The organism is Adlercreutzia sp. CNCM I-6216, assembly GCF_977113345.1.
Genome location: NZ_CDSBIE010000002.1, coordinates 387,600 through 408,985, shown reverse-complemented (window position 1 = coordinate 408,985; position 21,386 = coordinate 387,600). Strand labels below are relative to the sequence as shown.

The following is a 21,386-nucleotide window of genomic DNA, read 5'->3' as shown; positions in this document are numbered from 1 at the left end:
AAATGTGGCCTAAATTAAAAAGAAGAAAAACTACGAAGATGAATAGCTCGTCTGCTCAGGCGCCGACAGCGGCTTATTATTCATCCGATAGCGTTCGCATCGATAATTTGGATTTCGATCGTCCAAATCAAGCAAGTAGAGCTTCTCGCGTTCAGCGTATCGACGTAGGGGATCTAGTGGGTGCTTCGGTATTCGAGAGTGCAGTTTGTTCTTCGGCTCATGTGGAGGCCCTTGTTTTTGAGGAGCTAGCCGAAAGCATGCAGGTCATCGAGCGGAAGTTTCACGGGGGGCAATATGATGCGCAGGCTATGCCCCTGGTAGAAGCGTTTCTCAGTGAGCTGCGCACGCTGGCTCATATCCAGATGGAGCGCAATGGCATTGTTGATCAACGTATAGCGGATATGAAGCAGGCCAATATCGCTGCATACCAGGCAGTTTGCGAGGCTCGTGCTCGGCGCGAAGAGGGTATTGACAAGGCGCGTTTATATGACCTGCGTCTAACGGCGCTTAAATATGATCGTCGCGAGGCCAAGATAAAACGGAGATATGCCAAAAAGGCGAAAGAAGACGACCTGGAATTTCAGCAAGAGGAGATTCGTAAAGCTCGTCGCGAGGAGAAAAGCAGGGCGCGAAAGGCGCGCATACAACATCGACATGAGCGCCGAATGCGCCAAGAACAAGTGCGCGCCGAACAAGAGGAGAGAAAATGGCAAATGAAGCAGGAGCGCTCTGAGCTCGACCTTGAGAAATTGCGCGGAGAAAAAGCTATCAAGCAAGCTGAGCGCATGACACAACAGGCAATGTTTGAAGCCGATGCAGAGGTTGCACGTGCGAATAAGCATATGGCTCAGATGCGGGAAGAGCAGGCTCGCAAGGAATTGGAGAGAATAGCTGCTGTCGAAGCGGTTACTCGCGAAGAAGAGATGATTGAAGACGACTCTATGCGGGAATCTGCGGTGCCGAAAACACAGAAGCGTAAAAGCGAAGAAGACTGCTCAATTAGCGATGTGGCGATAGCAATCGAAGTGGAAGAAGAGTCGGCTCCGAAAGAGTTGTCGGTTGAGATCGGCGATGAAGCTGCCGCTTTGATGGAAGAGGGGCAGGAAGAATCTCGGCAAAAGGAGCAGGGATCCAAAGAGGAGCCGTCCTCTTTGAAAGGGCGCTCCTCATTAAAGCAGCGACTCAAAGATTTGATTGCCCTGGCATCATCTGAGCGGCAGGATAGCTAGCCAGTTGCCATGGACGAAGCCCGAGAGATCGTAACAGAATTGCAAGGGAAAACCGGAAGACTCTATCGTCTTCCGGCTGGGGCGATCTCTGATCGCTCAACACTATGGAGATGTATTCCCTTACAGGACAGCGAAGAGCTTGCTTTTGTGGCATTCCCGCATCGGCTTTTGAATTCGAGGGGGGAGAGGCTCGCCAAGGAGCAACTTGTGTTCGGCGATGCTCGATTTAACGGGCTGAAGAAGCAGGTGTCGTGTCCAGTTGATGTTGCTTATCGCGATAATGAGTTCGCCGGCCTGATCGTCTCCTATATGCATGGGGGTATCGGCCTCGAACAATATCTAGACCTTAAGAAAAATGACAGGTGCGCACGTCGACGTACTGCTCATAACTTATGCGTACTTGTGCAGATTGCATCGCGGTTGGGCTGTTTTCTGGGACGCATGTCGCCCGAGCGCATTCTCGTCAGTCCATCCACTTGCCGAGTGTTTCTCGCTGTTGATTATGCTGCTCTGGCTCAAAGAACGCATGGATTGAAAGGCTCGCTGTTTTTCCGCCTGCCATGGCAGGGCGAGGTAGATCTCGCGTTGCATGTGTACTGTCTTTTGAACAAGAGATCTACCGCCGATCTTGAGAGGCGTTTGTGGAACACTGGAGACTGCTCAGGGCTTGATGGCCCTTCGGCTGAGGAGGTGAGGTCGGCGGTATTTGGGGCAGCACCTTGCTCTGTTCTCATAAGTGCTCTTTCGAATACTCTTTCGCTAGTTGATCAGAATAAAAGATTATGGGGCACCCCTCGCCAATTCAGAAGGATTTTAGAGAGCGTCTTTCGTTGTGCTAGGAGCGGTGATGCGCAGAGATTGTCGATGGAGCTATGCGCAATTTTCGAGCTAGGCGAAACGACTTATCGCGGTTGGTTTTCGCTGATGAAAGATAAGCTGAAGCAGCTTATGTTCGGCGCTCGCGTGCCGGCAGAACGCGTGCGGAAGCTTGAGCAGCGTCCATGGGGCTTGCGCGGATATGGTAGCGCAGGGGTGTTTTGGGCTACGACGATGTGGATGTCGGCTGCCATCGGTGCTTGCTCAGCAATGAATGGATTTGCGCCGTTTGACATGATGGTGGCCGTGTTGTTGGGGACGCCCCCTTATCAGTTTGGCATTGAGCCGTCGTGGCTCTATATTGTGATAGTGGTAGCTGGCTCTGCACTTTACAACTTGTTTGTAGCGCAACGGCACCCTTTATTGGGCTATGAGAGGCGCCAATACTGTTTTTCTCTGATTGCGGGAACTGTTCTGATGACTTTGGTTGGTATCGTGCGCTATGCTCTGCTAGGCGGTGCGCTATGAGGTTTGTCCAGCGTGATAGGCGCGGTAATCCGATCGAGGCGCTGTGCCCAGTGATAGTGTGCGGTCTCGTTATTGATGCCGATATGGTTAAGACGGACTCTGCTCGGGCTCATGTAAGTAAAGCGCTCAGTGCGTTCGTGTCGGTTTTGAAACATGATCGCGATGCGGCGAAGATAGTCAGGTTTGTGGCTCAACATGATCTCGCGAATGCGTCAAAAGTTCCTTCGGGCTTCTCCTCTGTTCATGCGTTGCATCTTGGGCTGTGCAGCAAAGATGCTTCTCCTCTAACCTCAGCGGACGCTGATTGTGCTTGCTTGCAGATGGAGCAGACCGTTGACTTCTACACTTCAAAAGGGACGGAAGTGCGTGGGGCAGTCCTTGTGATCTTGACGCAGAATTGCACGATAGAGACGAGTGTGCGCGGACGAGTAAAGGTGCTTTCGCTTTCTTCTGACGATGAAGGAGCATCAGTGCCTTTCTTCGAGCGCAGCGCCCAATATATTTTGTCTTGCATGGGGGAGGGGCTTCTTTCGTGATTCAGCTGCGCAAAATATTCGAGCAAGTTGTACGCTTTGGGGCTAGTCTCGTAGCGTGTTGCATCGTCCAATTTGGTGCAGGTAGTCGTGATGTTGGGATTGGTTGGGCGAGCGGCCTATCGCAGTCGCTGCTGTTTTCTTCTGGGGTGCAAAACTGTTTTTGCGCTCTAAGCGTCTTTCTGATCGTATGGATAGGAATTGGCTCTCTTCTGAAAAGTCGAAAGAGGGTTGCTGGCAAGCTAATTGCTGGTGGCGTTCTCTTTGTGGGTGGAGCTTGGGCTCTCTCCCCCTTAAGTGCGGCGTTTCCGCCCTTTTCGGCGTTTCTTTGCTGGCTCGCGTGCCCCGAGTCGTTTTACTTTCCTCGTTGTTACGCTGCTCCGAAGGGTGGCTCCATCGTGTGCATTTTGCTTGAGGTGATTGTGGCTTTCGGGTCTTTGATAGCGCTTGCGCTTGCTATGGCTTGTGCGACGCTACAGCTTGAGGCCGAGCGCCATGTACTGCTGCTTTTTTGGAGCGGTGTCGTAGCCTTGGTTAGCATTGCTGCTTACGTGCTGCGTATAAGAGGCCGGCGCGAAGCCCCGCCGTTGTCCGTTCAGATTACGTCGATGCTGTACCACAGCCTAGAGATTTGGGTTTGGTCTTCATTCGGCGTGATGGTTTGGTGTTGGTTAGCTTAGCTGCAATGGGAGATAGGAAGATGGCAAATCAGGGGGATCGTTATCGCAGAAGAAATCGCTTTAGCCGCCGTCGAAATAACCGTGCGTGGCGTTGGGTTGCTTTGCTGCTAGTTGTGCTGCTTGCTTTTCTGTGGCTGTTTCCGCTTCCGAATATCCAGAAAGATGGGATGACGCAGAACTTTTCGAGTGCCGGCTATGAGCAGACTGCCGAGAACGGTTTAGAAGGCGGTGATGCGCGAACGGGCGAACGGGCAAGCGCGGAGAATGCTGCTTCGATGGCAGCTGTGCCTCAGGGTTCTGCAGCGCCAGAAGTTGTGGTCATCAACTCTTCGATAAATAGTGTAAATACCTATGCAGGAGACAGTGTTTCGGTAGCTGCTGGTGAGGTGATCGATAGCGGTTCTGCTGGTCAAGGTGCGGCACGGTATGACGGGGACGCTTTAAGAGATGCTTCGGGAAATGAGTTGCATGAGGCAACTTCGTCAGCCGAAGAATTCGATTTCAGCCGATGGGGGTATGCAAGTTACGACGCCTATGCGGCGGATCATCCCTTTTGGGCGCGATTTAACTACGCGCGTCTTTGGACGGGACGTGCACTCGAAATGATTCAGCTTGCGGGATGCAGTTCCTGTGCTCGGCAGGAAAATGAATCCGAAGTAATGGTTGAGGAGCGTTCTGCCATCAACCCACGTCCTATTACGGGTCAGATATTTCAAACAAATGGTCAAGGACGCTTGCCGCAATTAACAATAGTAGCTCCGTTGGAGTCGGATGCTTTTATCAAGTTACGAAATATCGATTCGGGGGAAACTGTGCTTGCATTTTATGTGCGGTCGGGCACAACGGTCGAGGCATGTGTTCCGGCCGCGACGTGCGAGTTTTACTATGCAATGGGTTCCGATTGGCTTGGTCCCGATGAGGCATTTGGGGAAGAAGGGGTTTACGCGAAAAGCGACTGCGCTCTCGATTTCGTCGATCCTACTCGTGAGTATACGTATACATTTGGTAGCGATGGGGGCAATGTTGATCCTGTTCCGATTCCTCGGACTGAGTTTATTTAATAAAGATCTATTGGGCGCTCATGCAGCGGTGCTTGAGCACTTAGACGTGTAGTCAGCGCATGCTAGCGCGCTCGTCATTCCACCCCAGTCCACCAGGTGTATTCGCAGCCGTTATCGCTGTTCATTTGGAGGGAGCCTTCGTAGACGTCTAGATAGCTGCTAACTGAAAGCCACGCACCTCCGTGGTCTACCGCGTTGAGCATCTCTGCAAAGTCGTCGTAGTGCTCTGCCCAGATGACCAAGGTGACGCGATTGTCGCTGGGGTAGGCTGAGCCTATGTCCACGAAAATGGGCATTCCATTCGCGTCTTTTGCTTGGTACACGTTAACGACGGGCCCAGCAACTGTGCATGCTTCGCCAATATGGTTGCCGGCGTTGTACCAAAGATGTGATTGCGGAATGCCCAGACGTTCGGCAATGGCTTCAGGGGCCGACTCCTCGAGCCGTTCCATTTCCTCTTCGTAGGCTTTCTGCTCTCGCTCAAGCTCCTGCTGCCGTTGTGCCCAGGACTGCACCTCGCTCTGAGGGCTCAAGGTTTCCTGTTGCTTGGGCCTTGAGGAGTCCGAGCTTGATGAGTGGTAACAGCCGTATAGTGAGCAGACAACAAAAGCTGCCAGGAGCATGACGAGAAGATTCTTCAAAAGCAGCCGCCTTTGCTTGAAGGTGCTATTCCACATAGCTCGCATATCGGTCTCCTTGCTGCTGTAGGTGAGTTGCAGTTCAGCATGTTTGCGCATGCAATTCTTGCCGTTAAAGGATACTCCCTACGATGGTTTACCGATAGCCCAATAGAGGGCATTACTTGCACGATGGTAGCTCCGCGCGCCCCTTTTTGATGGGTAAAACGAAAGCCCCGGAAGTGGTGATTCCTCACCGTTCGGGGCTTCGCAGCTAAGGATAGTGTCGTCGGCTTATGGTGTCAATGGATCTCTTCTGCATTGGCATGGAGGAGGCGTTCGGCCTGAGGGTCAATCCCCCGTCATTTTAAATCACAGATTGTGATTTCAAGACCCCCGTTTTTGGCCAATTAAATGAAGGGGCCATCGAGGGGTTCTTTATGCTATAGTGTACAACGTACAACAAGTGGAAGCTAGGAGCAGGTTATGGGTAATGCGGAGGCTATGGTTACGGCTCGGATGGGGGTTGGGAAGAAGGAGGAGGGCAATCGGGTTCTGGCCTCTTTGGGAACCAACGCGTCGAAGGCGGTCAACCAGCTTTACGACTACGTGATCGAGAGAGGCGCTCTTCCCTTCGACGCTCGTGCGGAGGAGAGGCGGCCGCACGGTCGGGCCGAGGTTGAGGCCGCAATGGGCTTGGTGGACAGTTTGGTGGCTCCGGTGGCCGAGCCCTATCGGAGCATGTCGACGAAAGACGCGCGACTGGCCCGGCTGGGCGTTTCTGGCGCTGCGGGGGAGGGTCGCCGATGAAGCTGCTGCTCGATACCAACATCTTGCTGGACTGCATGATGGGCCGGCAGCCCTTCGCCGCCGATGCCCGCAAGCTGCTCATCTTAGGCGCGCTCGGCGAGGTCGATCTGTGGATGAGCCCGTCGCAGTTCACTGATGCGTTCTACTTGCTGACGGAGGGGGGCAAGCCGCGCCTTGCAGAGTCGGTGAAGCTTCGCTTGCTGAAAGTGAAGCGGCTGGCGCGTATCTGCACGCTGGGGGAGTACGACATCGAGAACGCGCTGGAATCGTCGTGGCCCGACTTCGAGGATGCCTGCCTCTACCAGTGCGCCAAGAAGCTGCACGTCGAGGCCATAATCACACGCAACCAGGCCGACTTCGAGCGCTCGACCATCCCCGTCTGCGACTGTGCCGAGTTCTTCGCCCACCTCAAGGACGCCCACGGCCTCGTGTACGAGGAGATTGATTGGTAGGATGTTGATGGCTGGGCTTCCGAGTAAAAAGTTTTTTACCATAATGTCAAAAGAATTTTCCTTTTTCGATTGACCCGCTTAGGTCGGAATTGGTAAAGTTCAGTCAGTGGTTATGGCGGAAGCTCTTACGGGGGCCCCGCCCACAGCGAAGCGGTTGCCTCGATGGTGACCGCTTCCTGTTTTTTTAGGAGAGGTATGGAAAAGCCGTTCAAGAGTATTGAAGAGCAGATCAATCTCATGCACAAGCGTGGGCTCTCGACTGATGCTGACACGCCTGGTATTCTCATGCGGGAAGGGTATTACTCCATCGTGAATGGATACAAGGACCCGTTTCTCGATTCGGACGCAACGAGGGCGGCCGGCGACGATCGTTTCGCGGAGGGGACGAGCTTCAACGACGTATATAACCTCTTCTGCTTCGATCGCGACCTCAGAGAGGTGACGTTCAAGCATCTCATGCAGGTTGAGGCTGTGGTGCGAACGGTGTGCTCATACACTTTCGCCGAGCACCATCCCGAGCCGTCATCATACCTCATTCAGGGCAACTTCTGCACGGAATCAGAGTTTGAAGAGTTCGGGCTGAAGAACTACATCGACAACCTCCTGAAGCTGCAGAGTACCCTTTATTCCTGCGTGTCCCGTCCGAGGAGCGAACCTGTGCGCCACTACAAGGAGCGGCACGGGCACGTGCCCCTCTGGGTTCTCGCGAACTCGCTCACCTTTGGCAGCGTCGAGCACTTCTTCCATCTGATGAAGCCGGCCGAGCGGCGTCTCGTTTGCAAGAGGATCGCCGAGGCGACCGGTCGGCTCGGCGGGGACAACCCGTACTTCGACCCGAAGGACGCCCGCCTCTCGCTCGGCCCGATCGTCAAGTTCAGGAATATCTGCGCTCACGATGACAGGCTCTACTGCGCGAAGATCGGCAAGCGTAGCCCGATCGTGGACTACGCTGCTATGATCGACCTCGCTGAGCCGTACCTGTGCGCCGAGGACTACGAGAAGCTTCTGGCCGATGTGCTGCTCACGATAATGGCCTATGATAAGAGGGGGAGCGTCGCCAGACACGTGCTCGAGGCCTCGGGTATCGGCAGGATCTTCGACCGGGCCAGCAGTGCGACGTCGAAGCTTCTGGAGTTCGACGAGCCGGATCGACCTATATGGACGAGGAAGGTGCGGCGGGGGTAGCCGTTCGACGGTAGGCGATGATGGCGGCGAGGGTGATGTCGGCGAAGTGCTGGATGGCGCCGACTTGGACCCAGCGGCCGTCTTCGCGGTAGCGCAAGGAAAGGTTGGCGTCGCGGCCACGGCGCAAGTGCCCGATGGAAAGCGTCACGTTGCCGGGGATCTCCCGCGTGTCGATGTGGGTTTCAATGCTCGTGCCGCCCAGGGCCCAGGCGGCGAGACCTGCGTCGGTGAGGCTGCCGGTCTCCTGGTAGACGGCGAGCGCCGCCCACAGGCCGAAGTCGTCGTCTTCCTCGGTTTGGTAGACGTGCTTCTCGGTGCGCCCGGGCAACCCAGCGCATACGATATGGGACCGCTTGGTGAAGTAGTAGCGCTGGCCGTTGGCGATGATCCCCCAGGTGAAAACCTCCCACCGGCCCGTGCCGTCCTTCGCTTCAAAGCTTGCGAGTGCGTATTCTGCCATGGCTGGCCTTTCTGATCGTTTCTGCTTGCGCGGGAAGGTTGGCCGCTGCGGGCCAGGCACCTCGTCTTCTCAGATCGCATCTACTCACGGGTTCGGCGATAAACACGACTCGGGCCGTTGCCCTGCGGGACAAGTAGCCCCTGACTAACAAGCTCCCCTATGATGCGCTGGGCCGTGCGGCGAGAAACGCCCGCACCGACCAAGTCAGCAGTTCTCATGCCACCACTGTTTTCGGCCAGTTTCAAGGCAAGAGCTGAGGCTTCATCGGCGTTCTTTGCTTGGGCGTCGTATCTGTCGGATGTGCCGCCCATCGGCTCAGCCGCAGGAACGGTCGGCACGAATGCCCTGAAAATCAAGCCCTCTTCCAGTTCGGGGTCGCGTCCTGTATAAAGGCGAGAGTTCCTGAACAGCTCGCGCGTGCCGCTGCCCAGCTCTTCGGCCAGACCAATGTACACGAAGAAGGAAGCGATGAGGGGATTCTTCGGAAGGGGGCAGAAAGTGTCAGGTTCCAAGGGACCTTCGAAAGAGGCGCGGCTGGCGTTCTCGGTTCGGATACCCTCGTTGTCGATGATGACCTTCGCCGGGAAGGGGCTGGTGAATTCGCGATGGATGAGACAGTTGACGACCAGCTCGCGTACGATGGTATCGCGGGGGCTGACGGCAAAGTCGCCTTCCATGAGGAAGCGGTCGGGAAGGTGCTTCCTGCAGAAATCGGCAATTTGAGCATAGGCATCTATGAGGTTGGTGGTTGTTACGAGCCGGTCGTCGTGGCGATCCGTGTCGTGCTGGCGCACAAGTGCGTCGGTTTTGTAGGCGGGGCACAGCGATCGAATGACCTCGTCCTTTCCGAGAAGAACGACGGCCGCCAAATTGTACCCTTGCTTTCCTGTTGAATAGTCTTTGCCGAAAAGTCCCGCTGATTCGACGAGCTGCTCGTTTGTCATGGCGCCCCACGGATGATCTTTCCTCTTCGCAAGGGCGAGTTGCCGGGCCTCATCAATGAGGTCTTCTCGCAGATCGTCGAGGGACACATGCTCGAAGATGCGCTGTTCGGTATAGATTCCCTGCTTGCGAATGCAAAGCTCGGCGAGCGGGGCGCTTCCGCGCACAACGACATCGGCATCACCGCGCCGCTCGTATACTTTGCCTTTGTAGCTGTGCATCTGCGGACTGTTGGGAACGTCGACCTTGATGATTTGGCGATCATCGATCTCGATGTGCTCGAACTCCAAGGAGACAGGTACATCGAAGGCGTTGGGATTGCTGACGACGTTGAGGATGTTTCTCGTGACGGGAAGCACCTGCGCCGAGTTGACACCCGTGAGGGGGCCATCATCCTCTACGCCAAGCAGGATGGTGCCGCCGAACGTGTTAGCGAATGCGCAGATGGTTTCAAAAAGATCCTTCTCTGGTTGATTGCCGCAACGCTTGAATTCGATGCGATCGCTCTCTCCCTCTTCGATGATGTCTCGCAGTTGATGCGCGTTCACGGTGACCACCCCTTCGGAATCGTGCCATGGCGCGATTATGGCGCGATTATGGCGCGATTGGCGCGATTATGGCGCGATTGGCGCGATTATGGCGCGATTATGGCGCGATTCTGGCGCAGTTTCTCTGGAACGTGTTGGCGCGGATGGAAGCGCAGGATCTTACCCGCGGTCGAAGAACGGGCTTTTGGAGCTGATGCTCACGGGGATGGCGTACACCTGGCCCACGCCCTCGCCGAGCAGGCCCAGCTTCCAAGCCGCCTGGCCGGCGGAGAACACGATGCGGGTGTCGACGCCGAAGGCCTGGGCGCGCGACACGGCCGCACCGAGGGCGATGCCGACGTCCACGGCGTTAATCTCGCAGGGCGCCTCCTGCGGTTTCTCGGCGCACGTGGAGGATCCGCAGTAGCCGCAGTTCAGGCCTTGCGGTTTGGTGAGCGTGCCCACGAGCGCCACACACAGGCTCTGGCGCACGCAGTTGGCGTCGCGCAGGAAGAACGCATGGCTGCGCTCCTGCCCGATGACCTCCATGGCACGTGCGAGCGCTTCCAAATCGTCGCCGTCCACCACGGCGCATTCCACGACATCGACGCCCTTGCCCTTGGGAGCCGTTCGTGCCGCCACCAGCATCTTCTGCGCAATATCCAGCGCCTGCGCCTTCCGAATATCCCGCTCGTCGTAAATCATGCCGCCTCGCTTCCTCGCAATGAACGGCTCCGTTGCCGCACCCTTTCATCTTACTGCGACGGGTTCGTTCACGGTTGCAGAATGCCGAAAAGGCAGCACCCTCGGCAACGCTACGGTATGCCAACGGGTTGGCGGGGTGCGGCCGGGCGGCGAGGGTGTTCCCGTACTATGGGGGCAACGTTCGCTCCGACCACTGAGGAGGCCCCTATGCTCGAAGGCGACAAGATCAAGGTGGCGCAGGGGGAGAACCCCTGCTATCTGCTGCTGAACCAGGCAAACCGCCACGGGCTCATCGCGGGCGCCTCGGGTACGGGCAAGACGGTCACCATGAAGGTGCTGGCCGAAGGATTCGCCCAGGCCGGCGTGCCCGTGTTCATGGCCGACGTGAAGGGCGACGTCACCGGCATGGCCCAGCCCGGCGACGACGCCGAGAAGGTGCGCGAGCGCGCGGCCGCCTTAGGCGCCGACGGCTGGGAGCCGCGAGGCTGCGATGTGCGTTTGTGGGACATGCTGGACGACGCGGGTATTCCCGTGCGCATCACCATTTCCGACATGGGGCCCGAGCTGCTGGCGCGGCTTCTGGGGCTCACCGACGTGCAGCGCGGCGTGTTGGCCATCGCCTTCCGTCTGGCCGACGACAACGGCATGCTGCTGATCGATCTGAAGGACCTGCGCGCCATGCTCGGCTACCTGTCGGAGCATGCCAGCGAGGTGGAAACGCTCTACGGTCGCGTGTCGTCGCAGTCGGTGGGCGCCATTCAGCGAGCGCTGCTCACCCTGGAAGATGCGGGCGGCGACATTTCTTCGGCGAGCCGGCGCTGGACATCACCGATTGGCTGGTGGTTGACGAGGCGGGCCAGGGCACGGTGAACATCCTGAATGCTGCGAAACTCATGGCATCGCCCCAGGTGTACGCTATGTTCCTGCTGTGGATGCTCAGCGAAATCTACGAGCTTCTGCCCGAAGCCGGCGATCTTCCCAAGCCCAAGCTCGTGTTCTTTTTCGACGAGGCGCACCTGTTGTTCGACGATATGCCCAAGGAGCTGACCGACAAAATCGTGCAGACGGTGAAGCTCATCCGCTCCAAGGGCGTCGGCGTCTACTTCGTCAGCCAGTCGCCTGCCGACATTCCCGACGAGGTGCTCGCGCAGCTTTCCAACCGCATCCAGCACGGGCTGCGCGCCTACACGCCCGCCGAGCAGAAGGCGGTGCGCGCGGCGGCTGCGGCCTTCCGCGAGAACCCGGCCTTCGATTCCGCGGAGGCGCTGCTGGAGCTGGGCACCGGCGAGGCGCTCGTGTCGCTTTTGAACGAGGACGGCCAGCCGTGCGTGGTGGAACGGGCGCGCGTGCTGCCGCCGGAGTGCCGCATGGCCGCTGCTGATGCGGCGACGCTGGAGGCGATCGGCGTGGCCCAGGCGCATCTGGTGGAGAAGTACGGCGAGGCCATCGACCGCGAGAGCGCCTACGAGAAGCTTGCCGCCGAGAAGAGCGCCGCTGCCGAGGCCGACGCGCTGGCTGCCGAGCGCGCCCAGCTGGAAAAGGAGCGCGCCGAATTCGAGAAGCAGAAGGCCGCCGAGGCCGACCGAGCTGCCAAGGCTGCGGCCAAGGAGGAGGAACGGGCCGCTCGAGCTGCCGAAAAGGAGGCCGAGCGCGCTCAGAAGGCGGCCGAGAAAGAAGCCGAGCGCGCCGCCCGAGCTGCCGAGAAGCAACGCGAGCAGGCCATGAAAACGGTCGGCTCCGTCATCGGCCAGATCGGTCGCGAGACGAGCCGGCAACTTTTGCGGGGGTTGTTTGGGAACTTGCGGAAGTAGGTTTTTCCTGCCGTACAATATGGTCCATGATACTGAATGGCCGCAACATAGATGGGGCGCGGGCGCCCCGGATTGCAGCGTTGACGCGGCGGCGCTTCGTGGCCGGTGCGGCGTGCGCAGTGGCGTGTGCGGCGGCGGGGCTGCTCGTTGGCTGCGGGCCGGCATCGGGGTCGGCCGACGTGGCCGCTATCGAGCCCTACGTGAGTCCCTACGACTGGTCCGGCCTCGTGCGCGACGGCGAAAAACTGGCGTACTACGAAAACGATGCGCTCTGTTCGCGCTGGGGCATCGATGTGTCGGAGCACCAGGGCAAAGACATCGATTGGGCCGCCGTGGCCGACGCCGGCGTGCAGTTCGCTTTCGCCCGCATCGGCAACCGAGGTGCCACGGAAGGCGCGCTTTCCGCCGACGAGTTCTTCTTCCAGAACGCCATTCGTGCCGGGGAGGCGGGCATTCAGGTGAGCGCCTACTTCTTTTCCCAGGCGTTGACCGAGGACGAGGCTCGCGAGGAGGCCCAGTTCGCCCTGGAAAACCTGCGCGAAACCGAGGCCTCCGGCGCCACCTTTGCCTATGTCGCCTACGACCACGAGCCCGTGGAAATCGAGGGCGCCCGAGCCAACAATCTTTCCAGCGACCAGCTGACCGCCAATGCCCGGGCGTTCTGCGAGACCATCGCTGCGGCCGGCTACGCGCCCATGCTCTACGGAAACCAGCGTGATCTTTTGCGCCTCACGCCCGATTTGCGTGCGGCCTATCCGGTGTGGCTGGCCGAGTACGATGTGGAAGCTCCCACCGCGCCGCTCGATTTCATCATTTGGCAGTACACCAACGCCGGCACCGTCCCCGGCATTTCCACCGACGTCGATTTGAATGTGTGGCTAGAGCCCTAGCGGATGGCCTTTTCCTATCTCTCCCCTATAATAGGTTGTGCAATCTGATCGGTTCCGACCGATCTTTCGTCATTTTGCAGCCATTTCAAACAGGGTGTTTGAGCTGGGAAAACTAGGGTTTTACCTGGTCAGAGCGTGGCTTGAAAATGACGAAAGATCGGCGTTTTCCACGAGAAAGAGCTTCTGTGAATATCAACAACGCCATTTTGCATGTGTTCGATTTCGTGTCCTGCGTGAACGTGTTCGCGCAGGTGCCCATGGATCTCGGAAACAAGGCCGCCAAGCGCTACGTCGCGTCTCAGGCCAAGCGCACCTTAAGCAACCTGGACAGCAAGCGCGGAACGTTCGCGGAGAACAGCCTGTTCGCCGAGGAGCTCCGCTCCTATTTTCGGGGCGAGCGCGATTTCGTGGGGCTGTCCCAGCAGATCGGCGAGTTTGTCGTCGGCGAGCTGTCGCGCATGGAAAAGACGCCCTCCACTGACCTGCTCGTCATCGATTTCGAAGGCGACGCCGATCAGACGGTGCGCGAGATGACCGACGAGGAGGCCGAGGCCGCCTACAAGGCTCGCGGCCCGCGCTACTTCGCCATCATTTTGCTGGAGAGCCGCCAGGCCTACATGCACGAGGTGGGCAGCAACGATTTCGGCGACACCGCCACCACCATCGCGCGCCATCACGCCATTCTGCCGAACCCGTCTCAGAAGGTGGCATCCTTCGCGCTCATCTCCGCCGACGACATGGCCGTGTGGTTCGTGGATAAGGAACGAGAGATTGCTGGCGAGAAACGCTGGATCATCCCCGATGGTCTGCTGCAGTGCTCCATGGAAGCTTCCAGCCGCGAAGTGCTGCAGGCGGTAACCACCGTGGTGGAAGAGGTGGCCGAGGAGTTCGGCGCCAACACGGCCGTGGCGCTTTCGCGGGCAAAGGCCTACGTGGCCGAGAATGCCGAGGAATCCGACGAGGTGGACGCCCGCGAGCTGGGCCGCGAGGTGTTCGCCGACCAGCCCCGCGTCGCCGAGCGCTTCGAGGCCGCTGTGGAAAAGGGCGCCCTGCCCGAGCGCGTCGTGGTGGAAAAAGCCGTGGCCAAGCGGGTCACCAAGAGCCACAAGATTCGCACCGACACGGGCATCGAACTCACCTTCCCGGCCGAGTACGGCGAGAACTCCGACTTCATCGAGTTCTTCAGCACCCCGGATGGGCGCATCGAGATCGCCCTGAAGAACATCGGCGCCATCGAGAACCGCTAGGATGTCTATCGGAAAAACCGAGGGCCGTGCGCCTGCAAGAGGGCTAGAATGGGGAACGATTCAACGAACGCCCCTTGCCGGCCCGCGCGGTCGGCCGATTTCGAAGGGAACTTTATGACGAACCTCTACGAACGCGAAGACGCCTACATCCCCCGCGTGGCCGCTATCCACGATTTGTGCGGCTACGGCAAGTGCTCGCTGGGCGTGGCCATTCCGGTGCTGTCCGCCGCCGGCTGCGACGTGTGCCCGGTGCCCACGGGCCTGTTCTCCAGCCACACGGCCTTCCCCGGATGGTACATGCACGATACCACCGACATTCTAGGCGATTATCTGGCTGCCTGGGCGGGTATTGGCGTGGAATTGGACGCGGTGTATTCCGGGTTCCTCGGCGCCCCCGAGCAGGTAGACATCATCAAGCAGGTGTGGGAGACCTACCCGAAGGCCCTGCGCGTGGTGGATCCGGTCATGGCCGATCACGGCAAGGTGTACCCCACCTACACGCCGGAGCTGGTGGAGGCCATGGGTACGCTGGCCAACGGTGCCGACATCCTGACGCCCAACCTCACCGAGGCGGCCATCATCTTGGGTCGCGAGTGGCAGGGTGCCGACGTGGACGAGCCCACGGTGCGTGAGATGATCCTGGAGCTGCGCGAGCGCGGCGCGAAGAACGTGGTGCTGAAGGGCATCGAGCACGGCGACGGCCTCATCCACAACTACGTGTGGGGCGACGCCATCGACTTCACGGAAACCACCAACGCCAAGCTGCCCTACATGCTGCACGGCACGGGCGACGTGTTCGCGAGCACCCTGCTCGCTGCGGTGATGGCCGGCTCGAACCTGGCCGAGGCCACGGCCTTCGCCGCCGACTTCACGGCCGACGCCATGCTCATCTCCGCCAAGCAGCCCAACTTCGAGGACCGCGGCGTCTCCTTCGAGCCTTTGCTCGGGAAGGTGACAGCCCTGCTGGGGTAAAGGTTCGTGCTTTCGCGCGGCTCGCACCGGGAAGAGTGTGGGCCGCGTTGCAGAGCAGCACATCTACCGCAAGGGTTCGCTATTTTGCGAAATGATGCCGTAGGGCTGATTGAGGCTTCTCTGTATTTCCCCTATTTTTTCCCTTATTTCCCTATTTCTTCCCTTATTCACTTATTCCTTCTCTTATTTTGGGTTCTGAAGGGAAGAGAGGCACGGAAGGGGCTATCTCGTCGCCCATTCGGCCCGTCGCAGCGAAGCCCAGTTCTTCATAACGTGTGGCAAGAAGCTGGTGGAGCGCTGCCCAGTTAAGGCTCTGACCGTCGCCGAGCGGCCCTTCTCTTTCGAATGCTAGTCTTGTGTGAGGACTTCGGCGGCGGCAATGAGAGCCGCTCCATCTACGTGCGTCCGATATGAGTTGTTAATCTCAGCTTCCCAAGTTGCATCCGTCGGAACAACGCGGGCTACTTCATCGCCCTCTTCGTTTAAAGCAACGTAGGCATCGTCCTTGCGACGCACTATGAGCACCTCGCCGGTGTCGCAGCGCACCGAGCTCCGATGCTCGTGCAGCCGCGCGTACTGAGAGCCCCATTCCACCATTGAAAGCAGCACGGGTCTCAGGCTTTGGCCCAAGGCGGTAAGCGTGTACTCTACGCGAGGGGGCACTTCGGCGAAGGTCTCGCGGGTAAGCAGGCCGTTCTCCTCCATGGTACGCAAGTTCTGCGTGAGTACCTTGGTCGACACGCCGCCGAGGGCCTTGCGAATCTGCCCGAAACGTCGCGTTCCGTAGATAAGCTCTCGCAAAATAAGCACCACCCAGCGGCTACTGATGAGCGAAAGGGTAACTTCAACGGGGCAACGAGGAAGAGAATGAGCAGAAGGCGTGGTCATTTTACAGCTCCTACCTTAATAGATTCAAAATGAAACTATATAACAAAATAGTTCCTACTTTCCATAATACTGTACAGCATTATATACTCTCTCCGGCAAATCGCAACCGAGAGAAAGAGAGCGAACCATGCAGGAAGTCGTTGAGTTCCTTACCGCAAATCCCGTCCAGTATCTGGCTACGGTCGGTGCCGATGGGAAGGCGAAGTGCCGCCCCTTCATGTTCCTGATGGAGCACGAAGGAAAGCTGTGGTTCGGCACCAACAATCAGAAGACCGTGTTTGCCGAGATGCAGGAAAATCCGTACGTGGAGGTTTGCGCGTCCACCCCTGATTTCCGGTGGATCCGCTTGGGAGGGAAGGCGGTGTTCGAGGACAATCGCGCCGTGAAAGAAGCCTGCATGAACATCCCCATGCTGAAAGACCAGTACCAGACGGCGGATAACCCCATTTTCGAGGTGTTCTACCTGACTGATGGAGAGGCGACCATTGCCGATATGACTGGCAATGCGCCCACGGTGGTGAAGCTGTAGGCTGCTTTATCGAGAAAAGGAAGCGGATCGGGCTTTCACCTAGCCTCCCCTGTGAGAGCCCATTCGACGCATGAACGATGTGAGAGAAGCCGGTGCTGTTGGGGCGCCGGCTCGTATGAGAAAGTGTCGCTATGGATATCACTCCTTTCGCCGTGAATCAGTTTATTCCGCATCCTATGATGGTGTTTGCTGCGAGCACCTACAACAAGGACGAGTCGCCCCATCTTGCCCTTGTCAGCTGGGTGAACTTCTATTGGGACGACGGACTTGGGGTTACGCTGTGCATGGATGGCGATAAGGCGGTGAAACGGAACTTCGAGCGTGAGGGGGCGCTAGTTCTCAACGCGCTGTCGCGCGATATGTTCGATGCGGTAGAGGCCCTTGGTCGCGCCTCGGGGGCGGAAAAGGACAAGGCCATCGCACGCTTCGCCCTAGAGGCTGCCGAGCACGTGCATGCGCCTCGGCTGTGCGAGAGCCCTCTGCGCTATGAACTCAGCTTGCGGGAGAATTTTTCCTATAAGGGCAGCAACCTCTACCTGTGCGCTATAGACAGCGTCTCGGCAGCCGATGACGCTGTGAGCGACGATGGCTCCTCTTACGATATCGTCGCGGCAAATCCGCTTTTGGTGTCCCAAAAGAACTACTGCTGCTTGGGCGCGCAAGATGTGCTCGGCGCATGGTGCTAGGTGCTGCCCCTTCGCAACGTATTTCGACGTTCATGTTCGACTATTGCGATTTTGCAACAGCTGTCAGATCGCAGCGCGAAGGCCGAATCGCTACAATGGAACAGTCGTCAGTCCATGAGAAGGGGTTTGGTTGGAGCGGCGTCGCCTTGCAAAAAAGTTCTTTCTGCTTGCCGGTGTGGTAAGCGTGCTTGTGCTGTGCGTGTATCTCGCCTGGTTTTACCACGCCCAAAGCATTGAGAACGATCGGCGCGCCCTCGCTGAAGCCCGTGTGCTGTCCGCAGAGATTGGGGCTGCCTGGGATTACATCGATGCCGTCCAGCCGCAGATCAACCGCGCGACGGGCGAAACCTCGGGAATTTATTGCGCGGTGGCGGCCAAAGACATCGCCAAGCGCTTCTCCGCCGGATCTGCCTATTCGATTCGCTACATTCGTGGAAATCCCCGTAACGCCGAGGATGCCCCCGATGACTTCGAGCGCAAGGCGCTTGCCGCCTTCGAGGAGGGCGTCGTTGAAGAGTGCTACGGGCTCGAGCATCAAGGAGACAGTTCGGTCTTCCGCTATGTGGGCCTGCTTGAAATAGAGGATGGATGCCTGCCGTGCCACGGTGATCCGGCGGGTGAGAAGGATATCACCGGCTATGCAAAAGAGGGAATGGCCGAAGGAGACGTGGCGGGCGCGGTGTCCATTGTTATGCCCATGGATTCCATCATTGCCGACGCGAAGGCCGATTTGGTCAGCACGGTAGTATTTTTCTGCGTACTGATGGGGTCGGTTACCTTGGTTCTTGCCTTGGGCCTGCGTACCTGGATTACCGCTCCCATTGTTGACGAGAACAAGAAGCTGCGCCATGAAGCCGAGGATCAGTCGAACTTCCTTACCATTATTACCCATGAGCTGAAAACGCCGCTGTCGTCTATTCTCGCTTTTACGGAGCTATGGAAAGAACGCATGCCCGATGACTCGCCAGAAAGCCGTGCGCTCGTAAATGAAGTGGAGACGAACGCACGCGTACTGCTGGCGATGATCAACAACGTGCTCGATGCGGCCAAGTTGGAGGCGGGCACGCTCAGTCTCGCCCAGGACGAGTTCGACGTATACGATTTAGCTGGCCAAGTGAAGGCTACTATGGGCCCGCTGGCCAAGAAGAAGGATGTGTCCTTTAAGGTGAAGGTGAGCCCCGATACCCCCTTGCTTTTGGGTGATGAGGAAGTGCTGCGTCGCATCGTCGTGAATTTGGTGAACAATGCGCTGCGGTTCACCGATTCGGGAGGTTGGGTTGAATTGCAGCTTGCCTATCGAGAAGGACGGTTCGTCATTTGCGTGTGCGACAACGGCTGCGGTATTCCTGCCGAACAGCTCGATCATGTCTTCGATCGTTTCGTGAGCGCTCCCCATTCGGAAACAACGAGCGAGGGGGGCACGGGCCTCGGTCTGTCCATTGTGCGTAACTTCTCCACCATGATGGGCGGCAATGTTTCAGTGAAAAGCCTGGAAGGAGAAGGCAGCTGCTTTACGGTGGAACTGCCTCTGCCGGCCATTCCCGACGAGGTCGAGGAAGGCGATGATGCCGCCGATACGGGGCTTCCCTTGGCCGATGAGCCTTCAGCCGATTCGTTGTGTTCACGAGAAGGAGGAAACCATGAGCCGTCGTGACGCGTTGGTCCTCGTTGCCGACGACGACAATAGCTCGAGCAGCGCTATTGAGAAGATGCTCGCCAAAGATGGCCATCGCTGTCTGCGTGCAAGGAATGGGCAAGAGGCGCTGCGTCTGTTTTGGGATGAGCGGCCCGATTTGATCATTCTCGACGTAATGATGCCGCTTCTCGACGGCTTTCAGGTATGCGAACGCATTCGCGAGCATGATCGGGCTACACCGGTGCTGTTTCTTACGGCTAAAGGCGATATCGTGGACAAGCGCATTGGCTACGGCATTGGCGGCGACGATTATTTGGTAAAGCCCTTCAGCGGAGAAGAGCTGCGGTTGCGGGTGGGGGCTCTCTTGCGTCGCGCGCAAATTGCGGCAGAAGCCGCAGCGTCCGCGCCCCAAAGCGAGCTATACCACGTAGGCGACCTGGAAGTGAACGTGCGCACGGGGAATGTGCGCCTGGCGGGAAAACGAGTCGAGCTTACTCCCAAGGAGTCGAGGATCATGGCGGTGCTGGCATCGCATCCGGGGGAGGTATACAGCAAGCGCGATCTTATCGAGGAGATTTGGGGAGAGGAGTATCTGGACTCGTCTATCGCCATTTCCGTGTACATACGACGCATTCGAGCCAAGTTGGAGCCGGATCCGAGCGAGCCGCGCTACGTGCAGACGGTATGGCACTGCGGTTACCGGCTGGCAGATGAGGAAGACGAGAAGCGGGACAGCTCTGGGGAATAATCTCGCCTATAGCTTGCGCAAAAATTGCAATAGGGCGAGGACGCCCATTGCGAAAGCGCAATAGTATCGGTTTACGGCTGAGCTTCTTCTAAGATGGTTCGTAGAAGGTTGGAAGGTTGCATCGTTCGAACGACCGATGAGAGGAGGAAGCGATGAAAACCATAAAACCGAGAAAAATCGCCCTTGCCGGTACGGTGGTGGCAGCTGTAGCGCTGGTCGGCTGCCTTGGCTGTGCAGCCCAGACTCAAACGGCGGACACAGGCGCCGCGCAGGAGCCGGTTCAGCAAGAGCAGACGGAGCAACAGGCTGCTGCTCCGGAGAAGGTGGCCAAAAAGACGCTCGCTGAGTGGGTAACTACTTATCCCAATCAGGGAAACAGCTATATGGAAGCGAAGATGGCCCACACCTATGACGCCTTTGCGGGGGCGAGTCAGCAGGCGTTTGGCGGGGAGGATGCAGCAGTGGCTTGCGCCGCCTGTCATGCCCGTGAGGACTTCCAAACGGTTTATAATGAGCAAGGCGAGACGATTCTTGACAAAAACGCCTCTGACTACGAGATGGAATGGTCCAATTGCACCAATTGCCACGTAGGCGATCCTGGCGAAGGTAAAGTAGAGGGTGGCAACGCCTATGGTGATGCTACTTCCGTGAGTGCCAAGGCATTGTTCCCCGAGGAGGACTATGTATGCGGTCAGTGCCACGCCATGTTCCCCGGCGCGGCCTATCTTGAGGATGCGAACAAGGGTATCGATCAATACAAGTATGGCTTCGAGCCTGAAGAGATGCTTCGTGCCATGAAAGAGTATTACGAGGCGAATCCAGTTACTGAAACAACGATTTGCGCCGGCATGGTAGGGGTTCCCATGCTTGATCCCGAAATTGATACGATGCTGTACCTCACGGACGCTTGCACCGAATTGGAGCTCTTCCAGGACGGCAACCATCAGAAGATGGGCCTCACCTGCACGGACTGCCATATGCCCCAGACCGAGGCCGCCGATGGCGCCACCTACACGCACCACAACATGACGCAATCGCCGCTTGAGAACCCGGCCGCGCTGGAAAAGTGCCTCACGTGCCACAAGAGCCAGGGCGTTGAAGATGCTGACGCCATGGTTACGTTCGTCAAGGGCAAGATGGACGAACTCGCGCAGATTCAGCAGGCTACCAAGACCAAGCTGGACGAGTTCCATGCTAAGCTGGCCGAGGTTGTGGCCGCTGGCAACGCCGATGAGACAAAGCTGCAGGCCGCCAAGGATGCTTACAATCTCGCTAACGTGTACTTCCTGTACCAGGGCACCGCGATGCGTCCCACCGACGGTTCCATGGCCGCCATGAACTTTAGCAAGAGCGTTGAGCAACTACAGAAGGCCGACGATGCCATTGCCGAGGGCATGGCTCAGATCGCCTAGCTTTTGCTAGGGGCGCGTGAAG

The 21,386-nt window shown here is 58.0% G+C and carries 21 protein-coding genes and 1 pseudogene; 17 read left to right on the top strand and 5 right to left on the bottom strand.

Annotation, left to right across the window (positions count from 1 at the left end):
• Positions 1–2: 2 nt before the first annotated feature.
• The 5 genes from ACYVRU_RS03530 (at position 3) to ACYVRU_RS03510 (ending at position 4,847) form a co-directional block, all read left to right on the top strand.
• Positions 3–1,229 carry a hypothetical protein gene (locus ACYVRU_RS03530; RefSeq protein WP_461185726.1) on the top strand — a complete coding sequence of 409 codons (1,227 nt, stop codon included), beginning with the start codon at positions 3–5 and terminating at the stop codon, positions 1,227–1,229.
• Positions 1,230–1,436: 207 nt separating this feature from the next.
• A complete protein-coding gene (locus ACYVRU_RS03525; RefSeq protein ID WP_461185725.1) occupies positions 1,437–2,573 on the top strand; it encodes a hypothetical protein in 1,137 nt (378 codons plus the stop codon).
• Positions 2,570–3,109: a hypothetical protein gene (locus ACYVRU_RS03520; RefSeq protein ID WP_461185724.1), complete on the top strand. Its 540-nt coding sequence runs from the start codon at positions 2,570–2,572 to the stop codon at positions 3,107–3,109. Before ACYVRU_RS03525 ends, ACYVRU_RS03520 begins: the two co-directional genes overlap by 4 nt.
• Positions 3,106–3,786 (top strand): hypothetical protein, encoded by a 681-nt coding sequence (locus ACYVRU_RS03515; RefSeq protein WP_452040442.1) that lies wholly within the window; start codon positions 3,106–3,108, stop codon positions 3,784–3,786. Before ACYVRU_RS03520 ends, ACYVRU_RS03515 begins: the two co-directional genes overlap by 4 nt.
• Positions 3,744–4,847 carry a hypothetical protein gene (locus ACYVRU_RS03510; protein WP_452040441.1) on the top strand — a complete coding sequence of 368 codons (1,104 nt, stop codon included), beginning with the start codon at positions 3,744–3,746 and terminating at the stop codon, positions 4,845–4,847. Before ACYVRU_RS03515 ends, ACYVRU_RS03510 begins: the two co-directional genes overlap by 43 nt.
• A 74-nt stretch (positions 4,848–4,921) precedes the next feature.
• On the opposite strand, the gene ACYVRU_RS03505 is transcribed toward ACYVRU_RS03510, so the two are convergent.
• Positions 4,922–5,584 carry a hypothetical protein gene (locus ACYVRU_RS03505; RefSeq protein ID WP_461185723.1) on the bottom strand — a complete coding sequence of 221 codons (663 nt, stop codon included), beginning with the start codon at positions 5,582–5,584 and terminating at the stop codon, positions 4,922–4,924.
• Between the two features lie 366 nt (positions 5,585–5,950).
• Here ACYVRU_RS03505 and ACYVRU_RS03500 point away from each other — a divergent pair, with 366 nt between their 5' ends.
• From ACYVRU_RS03500 to ACYVRU_RS03490, 3 genes are all read left to right on the top strand, one after another.
• Positions 5,951–6,274: a RelB/DinJ family addiction module antitoxin gene (locus ACYVRU_RS03500; protein WP_417000699.1), complete on the top strand. Its 324-nt coding sequence runs from the start codon at positions 5,951–5,953 to the stop codon at positions 6,272–6,274.
• Positions 6,271–6,726: a PIN domain-containing protein gene (locus tag ACYVRU_RS03495; protein WP_418381299.1), complete on the top strand. Its 456-nt coding sequence runs from the start codon at positions 6,271–6,273 to the stop codon at positions 6,724–6,726. Before ACYVRU_RS03500 ends, ACYVRU_RS03495 begins: the two co-directional genes overlap by 4 nt.
• A 195-nt stretch (positions 6,727–6,921) precedes the next feature.
• Positions 6,922–7,911 (top strand): Abi family protein, encoded by a 990-nt coding sequence (locus tag ACYVRU_RS03490; RefSeq protein ID WP_288219600.1) that lies wholly within the window; start codon positions 6,922–6,924, stop codon positions 7,909–7,911.
• Here the strand turns inward: ACYVRU_RS03490 and ACYVRU_RS03485 are convergent.
• From ACYVRU_RS03485 to ACYVRU_RS03475, 3 genes are all read right to left on the bottom strand, one after another.
• The gene (locus ACYVRU_RS03485) at positions 7,880–8,371 is read right to left on the bottom strand and encodes a hypothetical protein (protein WP_461185722.1); all 492 of its coding nucleotides are present in this window, start codon (positions 8,369–8,371) and stop codon (positions 7,880–7,882) included. The two genes, ACYVRU_RS03490 and ACYVRU_RS03485, sit on opposite strands and share 32 nt — an antisense overlap.
• An 80-nt stretch (positions 8,372–8,451) precedes the next feature.
• Positions 8,452–9,861, bottom strand: coding sequence for an RNA-binding domain-containing protein (locus ACYVRU_RS03480; RefSeq protein ID WP_461185721.1), 1,410 nt, complete (start codon positions 9,859–9,861; stop codon positions 8,452–8,454).
• Positions 9,862–10,020: 159 nt separating this feature from the next.
• A complete protein-coding gene (locus tag ACYVRU_RS03475) occupies positions 10,021–10,545 on the bottom strand; it encodes a ferredoxin domain-containing protein (RefSeq protein WP_461185720.1) in 525 nt (174 codons plus the stop codon).
• An 81-nt stretch (positions 10,546–10,626) separates the two neighbouring features.
• Between ACYVRU_RS03475 and ACYVRU_RS03470 the strand changes: the two are divergent.
• The 4 genes and pseudogenes from ACYVRU_RS03470 (at position 10,627) to ACYVRU_RS03455 (ending at position 15,465) form a co-directional block, all read left to right on the top strand.
• Positions 10,627–12,356, top strand: a pseudogene (locus ACYVRU_RS03470) (helicase HerA-like domain-containing protein).
• A gap of 98 nt (positions 12,357–12,454) precedes the next feature.
• A complete protein-coding gene (locus ACYVRU_RS03465; RefSeq protein WP_461185719.1) occupies positions 12,455–13,246 on the top strand; it encodes a glycoside hydrolase family 25 protein in 792 nt (263 codons plus the stop codon).
• A 185-nt stretch (positions 13,247–13,431) separates the two neighbouring features.
• Positions 13,432–14,493 carry a nucleoid-associated protein gene (locus ACYVRU_RS03460; protein ID WP_114549349.1) on the top strand — a complete coding sequence of 354 codons (1,062 nt, stop codon included), beginning with the start codon at positions 13,432–13,434 and terminating at the stop codon, positions 14,491–14,493.
• A gap of 114 nt (positions 14,494–14,607) precedes the next feature.
• On the top strand, positions 14,608–15,465 hold the full coding sequence (locus ACYVRU_RS03455; protein WP_114549348.1) for a pyridoxamine kinase: 858 nt from the start codon (positions 14,608–14,610) through the stop codon (positions 15,463–15,465).
• 348 nt (positions 15,466–15,813) lie between these two features.
• Here ACYVRU_RS03455 and ACYVRU_RS03450 read toward each other — a convergent pair whose 3' ends face one another.
• Complete coding sequence (locus ACYVRU_RS03450; RefSeq protein WP_114538972.1) at positions 15,814–16,353, bottom strand: winged helix-turn-helix transcriptional regulator; 540 nt, start codon at positions 16,351–16,353, stop codon at positions 15,814–15,816.
• Positions 16,354–16,480: 127 nt separating this feature from the next.
• Here ACYVRU_RS03450 and ACYVRU_RS03445 point away from each other — a divergent pair, with 127 nt between their 5' ends.
• The 5 genes from ACYVRU_RS03445 to ACYVRU_RS03425 all read left to right on the top strand — a co-directional run bounded on the left by ACYVRU_RS03445 (position 16,481) and on the right by ACYVRU_RS03425 (position 21,364).
• Positions 16,481–16,882: a pyridoxamine 5'-phosphate oxidase family protein gene (locus ACYVRU_RS03445; protein WP_114538973.1), complete on the top strand. Its 402-nt coding sequence runs from the start codon at positions 16,481–16,483 to the stop codon at positions 16,880–16,882.
• Between the two features lie 131 nt (positions 16,883–17,013).
• The gene (locus ACYVRU_RS03440) at positions 17,014–17,568 is read left to right on the top strand and encodes a flavin reductase family protein (protein WP_114538974.1); all 555 of its coding nucleotides are present in this window, start codon (positions 17,014–17,016) and stop codon (positions 17,566–17,568) included.
• Positions 17,569–17,698: 130 nt separating this feature from the next.
• Positions 17,699–19,222 (top strand): ATP-binding protein, encoded by a 1,524-nt coding sequence (locus tag ACYVRU_RS03435; protein ID WP_461185718.1) that lies wholly within the window; start codon positions 17,699–17,701, stop codon positions 19,220–19,222.
• Entirely contained in the window at positions 19,209–19,952 is a 744-nt protein-coding gene (locus ACYVRU_RS03430) for a response regulator transcription factor (RefSeq protein WP_173114898.1), read from the top strand. Before ACYVRU_RS03435 ends, ACYVRU_RS03430 begins: the two co-directional genes overlap by 14 nt.
• A gap of 152 nt (positions 19,953–20,104) precedes the next feature.
• Complete coding sequence (locus ACYVRU_RS03425; protein ID WP_114538977.1) at positions 20,105–21,364, top strand: ammonia-forming cytochrome c nitrite reductase subunit c552; 1,260 nt, start codon at positions 20,105–20,107, stop codon at positions 21,362–21,364.
• Positions 21,365–21,386 lie beyond the last annotated feature (22 nt).

Coding starts and splice junctions, on each gene's coding strand:
- ACYVRU_RS03485 (WP_461185722.1), bottom strand. CDS start 8,371: ATGGCAGAATACGCACTCGCAAGCTTTGAAGCGAAGGACGGCACGGGC.
- ACYVRU_RS03500 (WP_417000699.1), top strand. CDS start 5,951: ATGGGTAATGCGGAGGCTATGGTTACGGCTCGGATGGGGGTTGGGAAG.
- ACYVRU_RS03445 (WP_114538973.1), top strand. CDS start 16,481: ATGCAGGAAGTCGTTGAGTTCCTTACCGCAAATCCCGTCCAGTATCTG.
- ACYVRU_RS03475 (WP_461185720.1), bottom strand. CDS start 10,545: ATGATTTACGACGAGCGGGATATTCGGAAGGCGCAGGCGCTGGATATT.
- ACYVRU_RS03440 (WP_114538974.1), top strand. CDS start 17,014: ATGGATATCACTCCTTTCGCCGTGAATCAGTTTATTCCGCATCCTATG.
- ACYVRU_RS03425 (WP_114538977.1), top strand. CDS start 20,105: ATGAAAACCATAAAACCGAGAAAAATCGCCCTTGCCGGTACGGTGGTG.
- ACYVRU_RS03430 (WP_173114898.1), top strand. CDS start 19,209: ATGAGCCGTCGTGACGCGTTGGTCCTCGTTGCCGACGACGACAATAGC.
- ACYVRU_RS03520 (WP_461185724.1), top strand. CDS start 2,570: ATGAGGTTTGTCCAGCGTGATAGGCGCGGTAATCCGATCGAGGCGCTG.
- ACYVRU_RS03455 (WP_114549348.1), top strand. CDS start 14,608: ATGACGAACCTCTACGAACGCGAAGACGCCTACATCCCCCGCGTGGCC.
- ACYVRU_RS03530 (WP_461185726.1), top strand. CDS start 3: ATGTGGCCTAAATTAAAAAGAAGAAAAACTACGAAGATGAATAGCTCG.
- ACYVRU_RS03505 (WP_461185723.1), bottom strand. CDS start 5,584: ATGCGCAAACATGCTGAACTGCAACTCACCTACAGCAGCAAGGAGACC.
- ACYVRU_RS03450 (WP_114538972.1), bottom strand. CDS start 16,353: ATGACCACGCCTTCTGCTCATTCTCTTCCTCGTTGCCCCGTTGAAGTT.
- ACYVRU_RS03490 (WP_288219600.1), top strand. CDS start 6,922: ATGGAAAAGCCGTTCAAGAGTATTGAAGAGCAGATCAATCTCATGCAC.
- ACYVRU_RS03495 (WP_418381299.1), top strand. CDS start 6,271: ATGAAGCTGCTGCTCGATACCAACATCTTGCTGGACTGCATGATGGGC.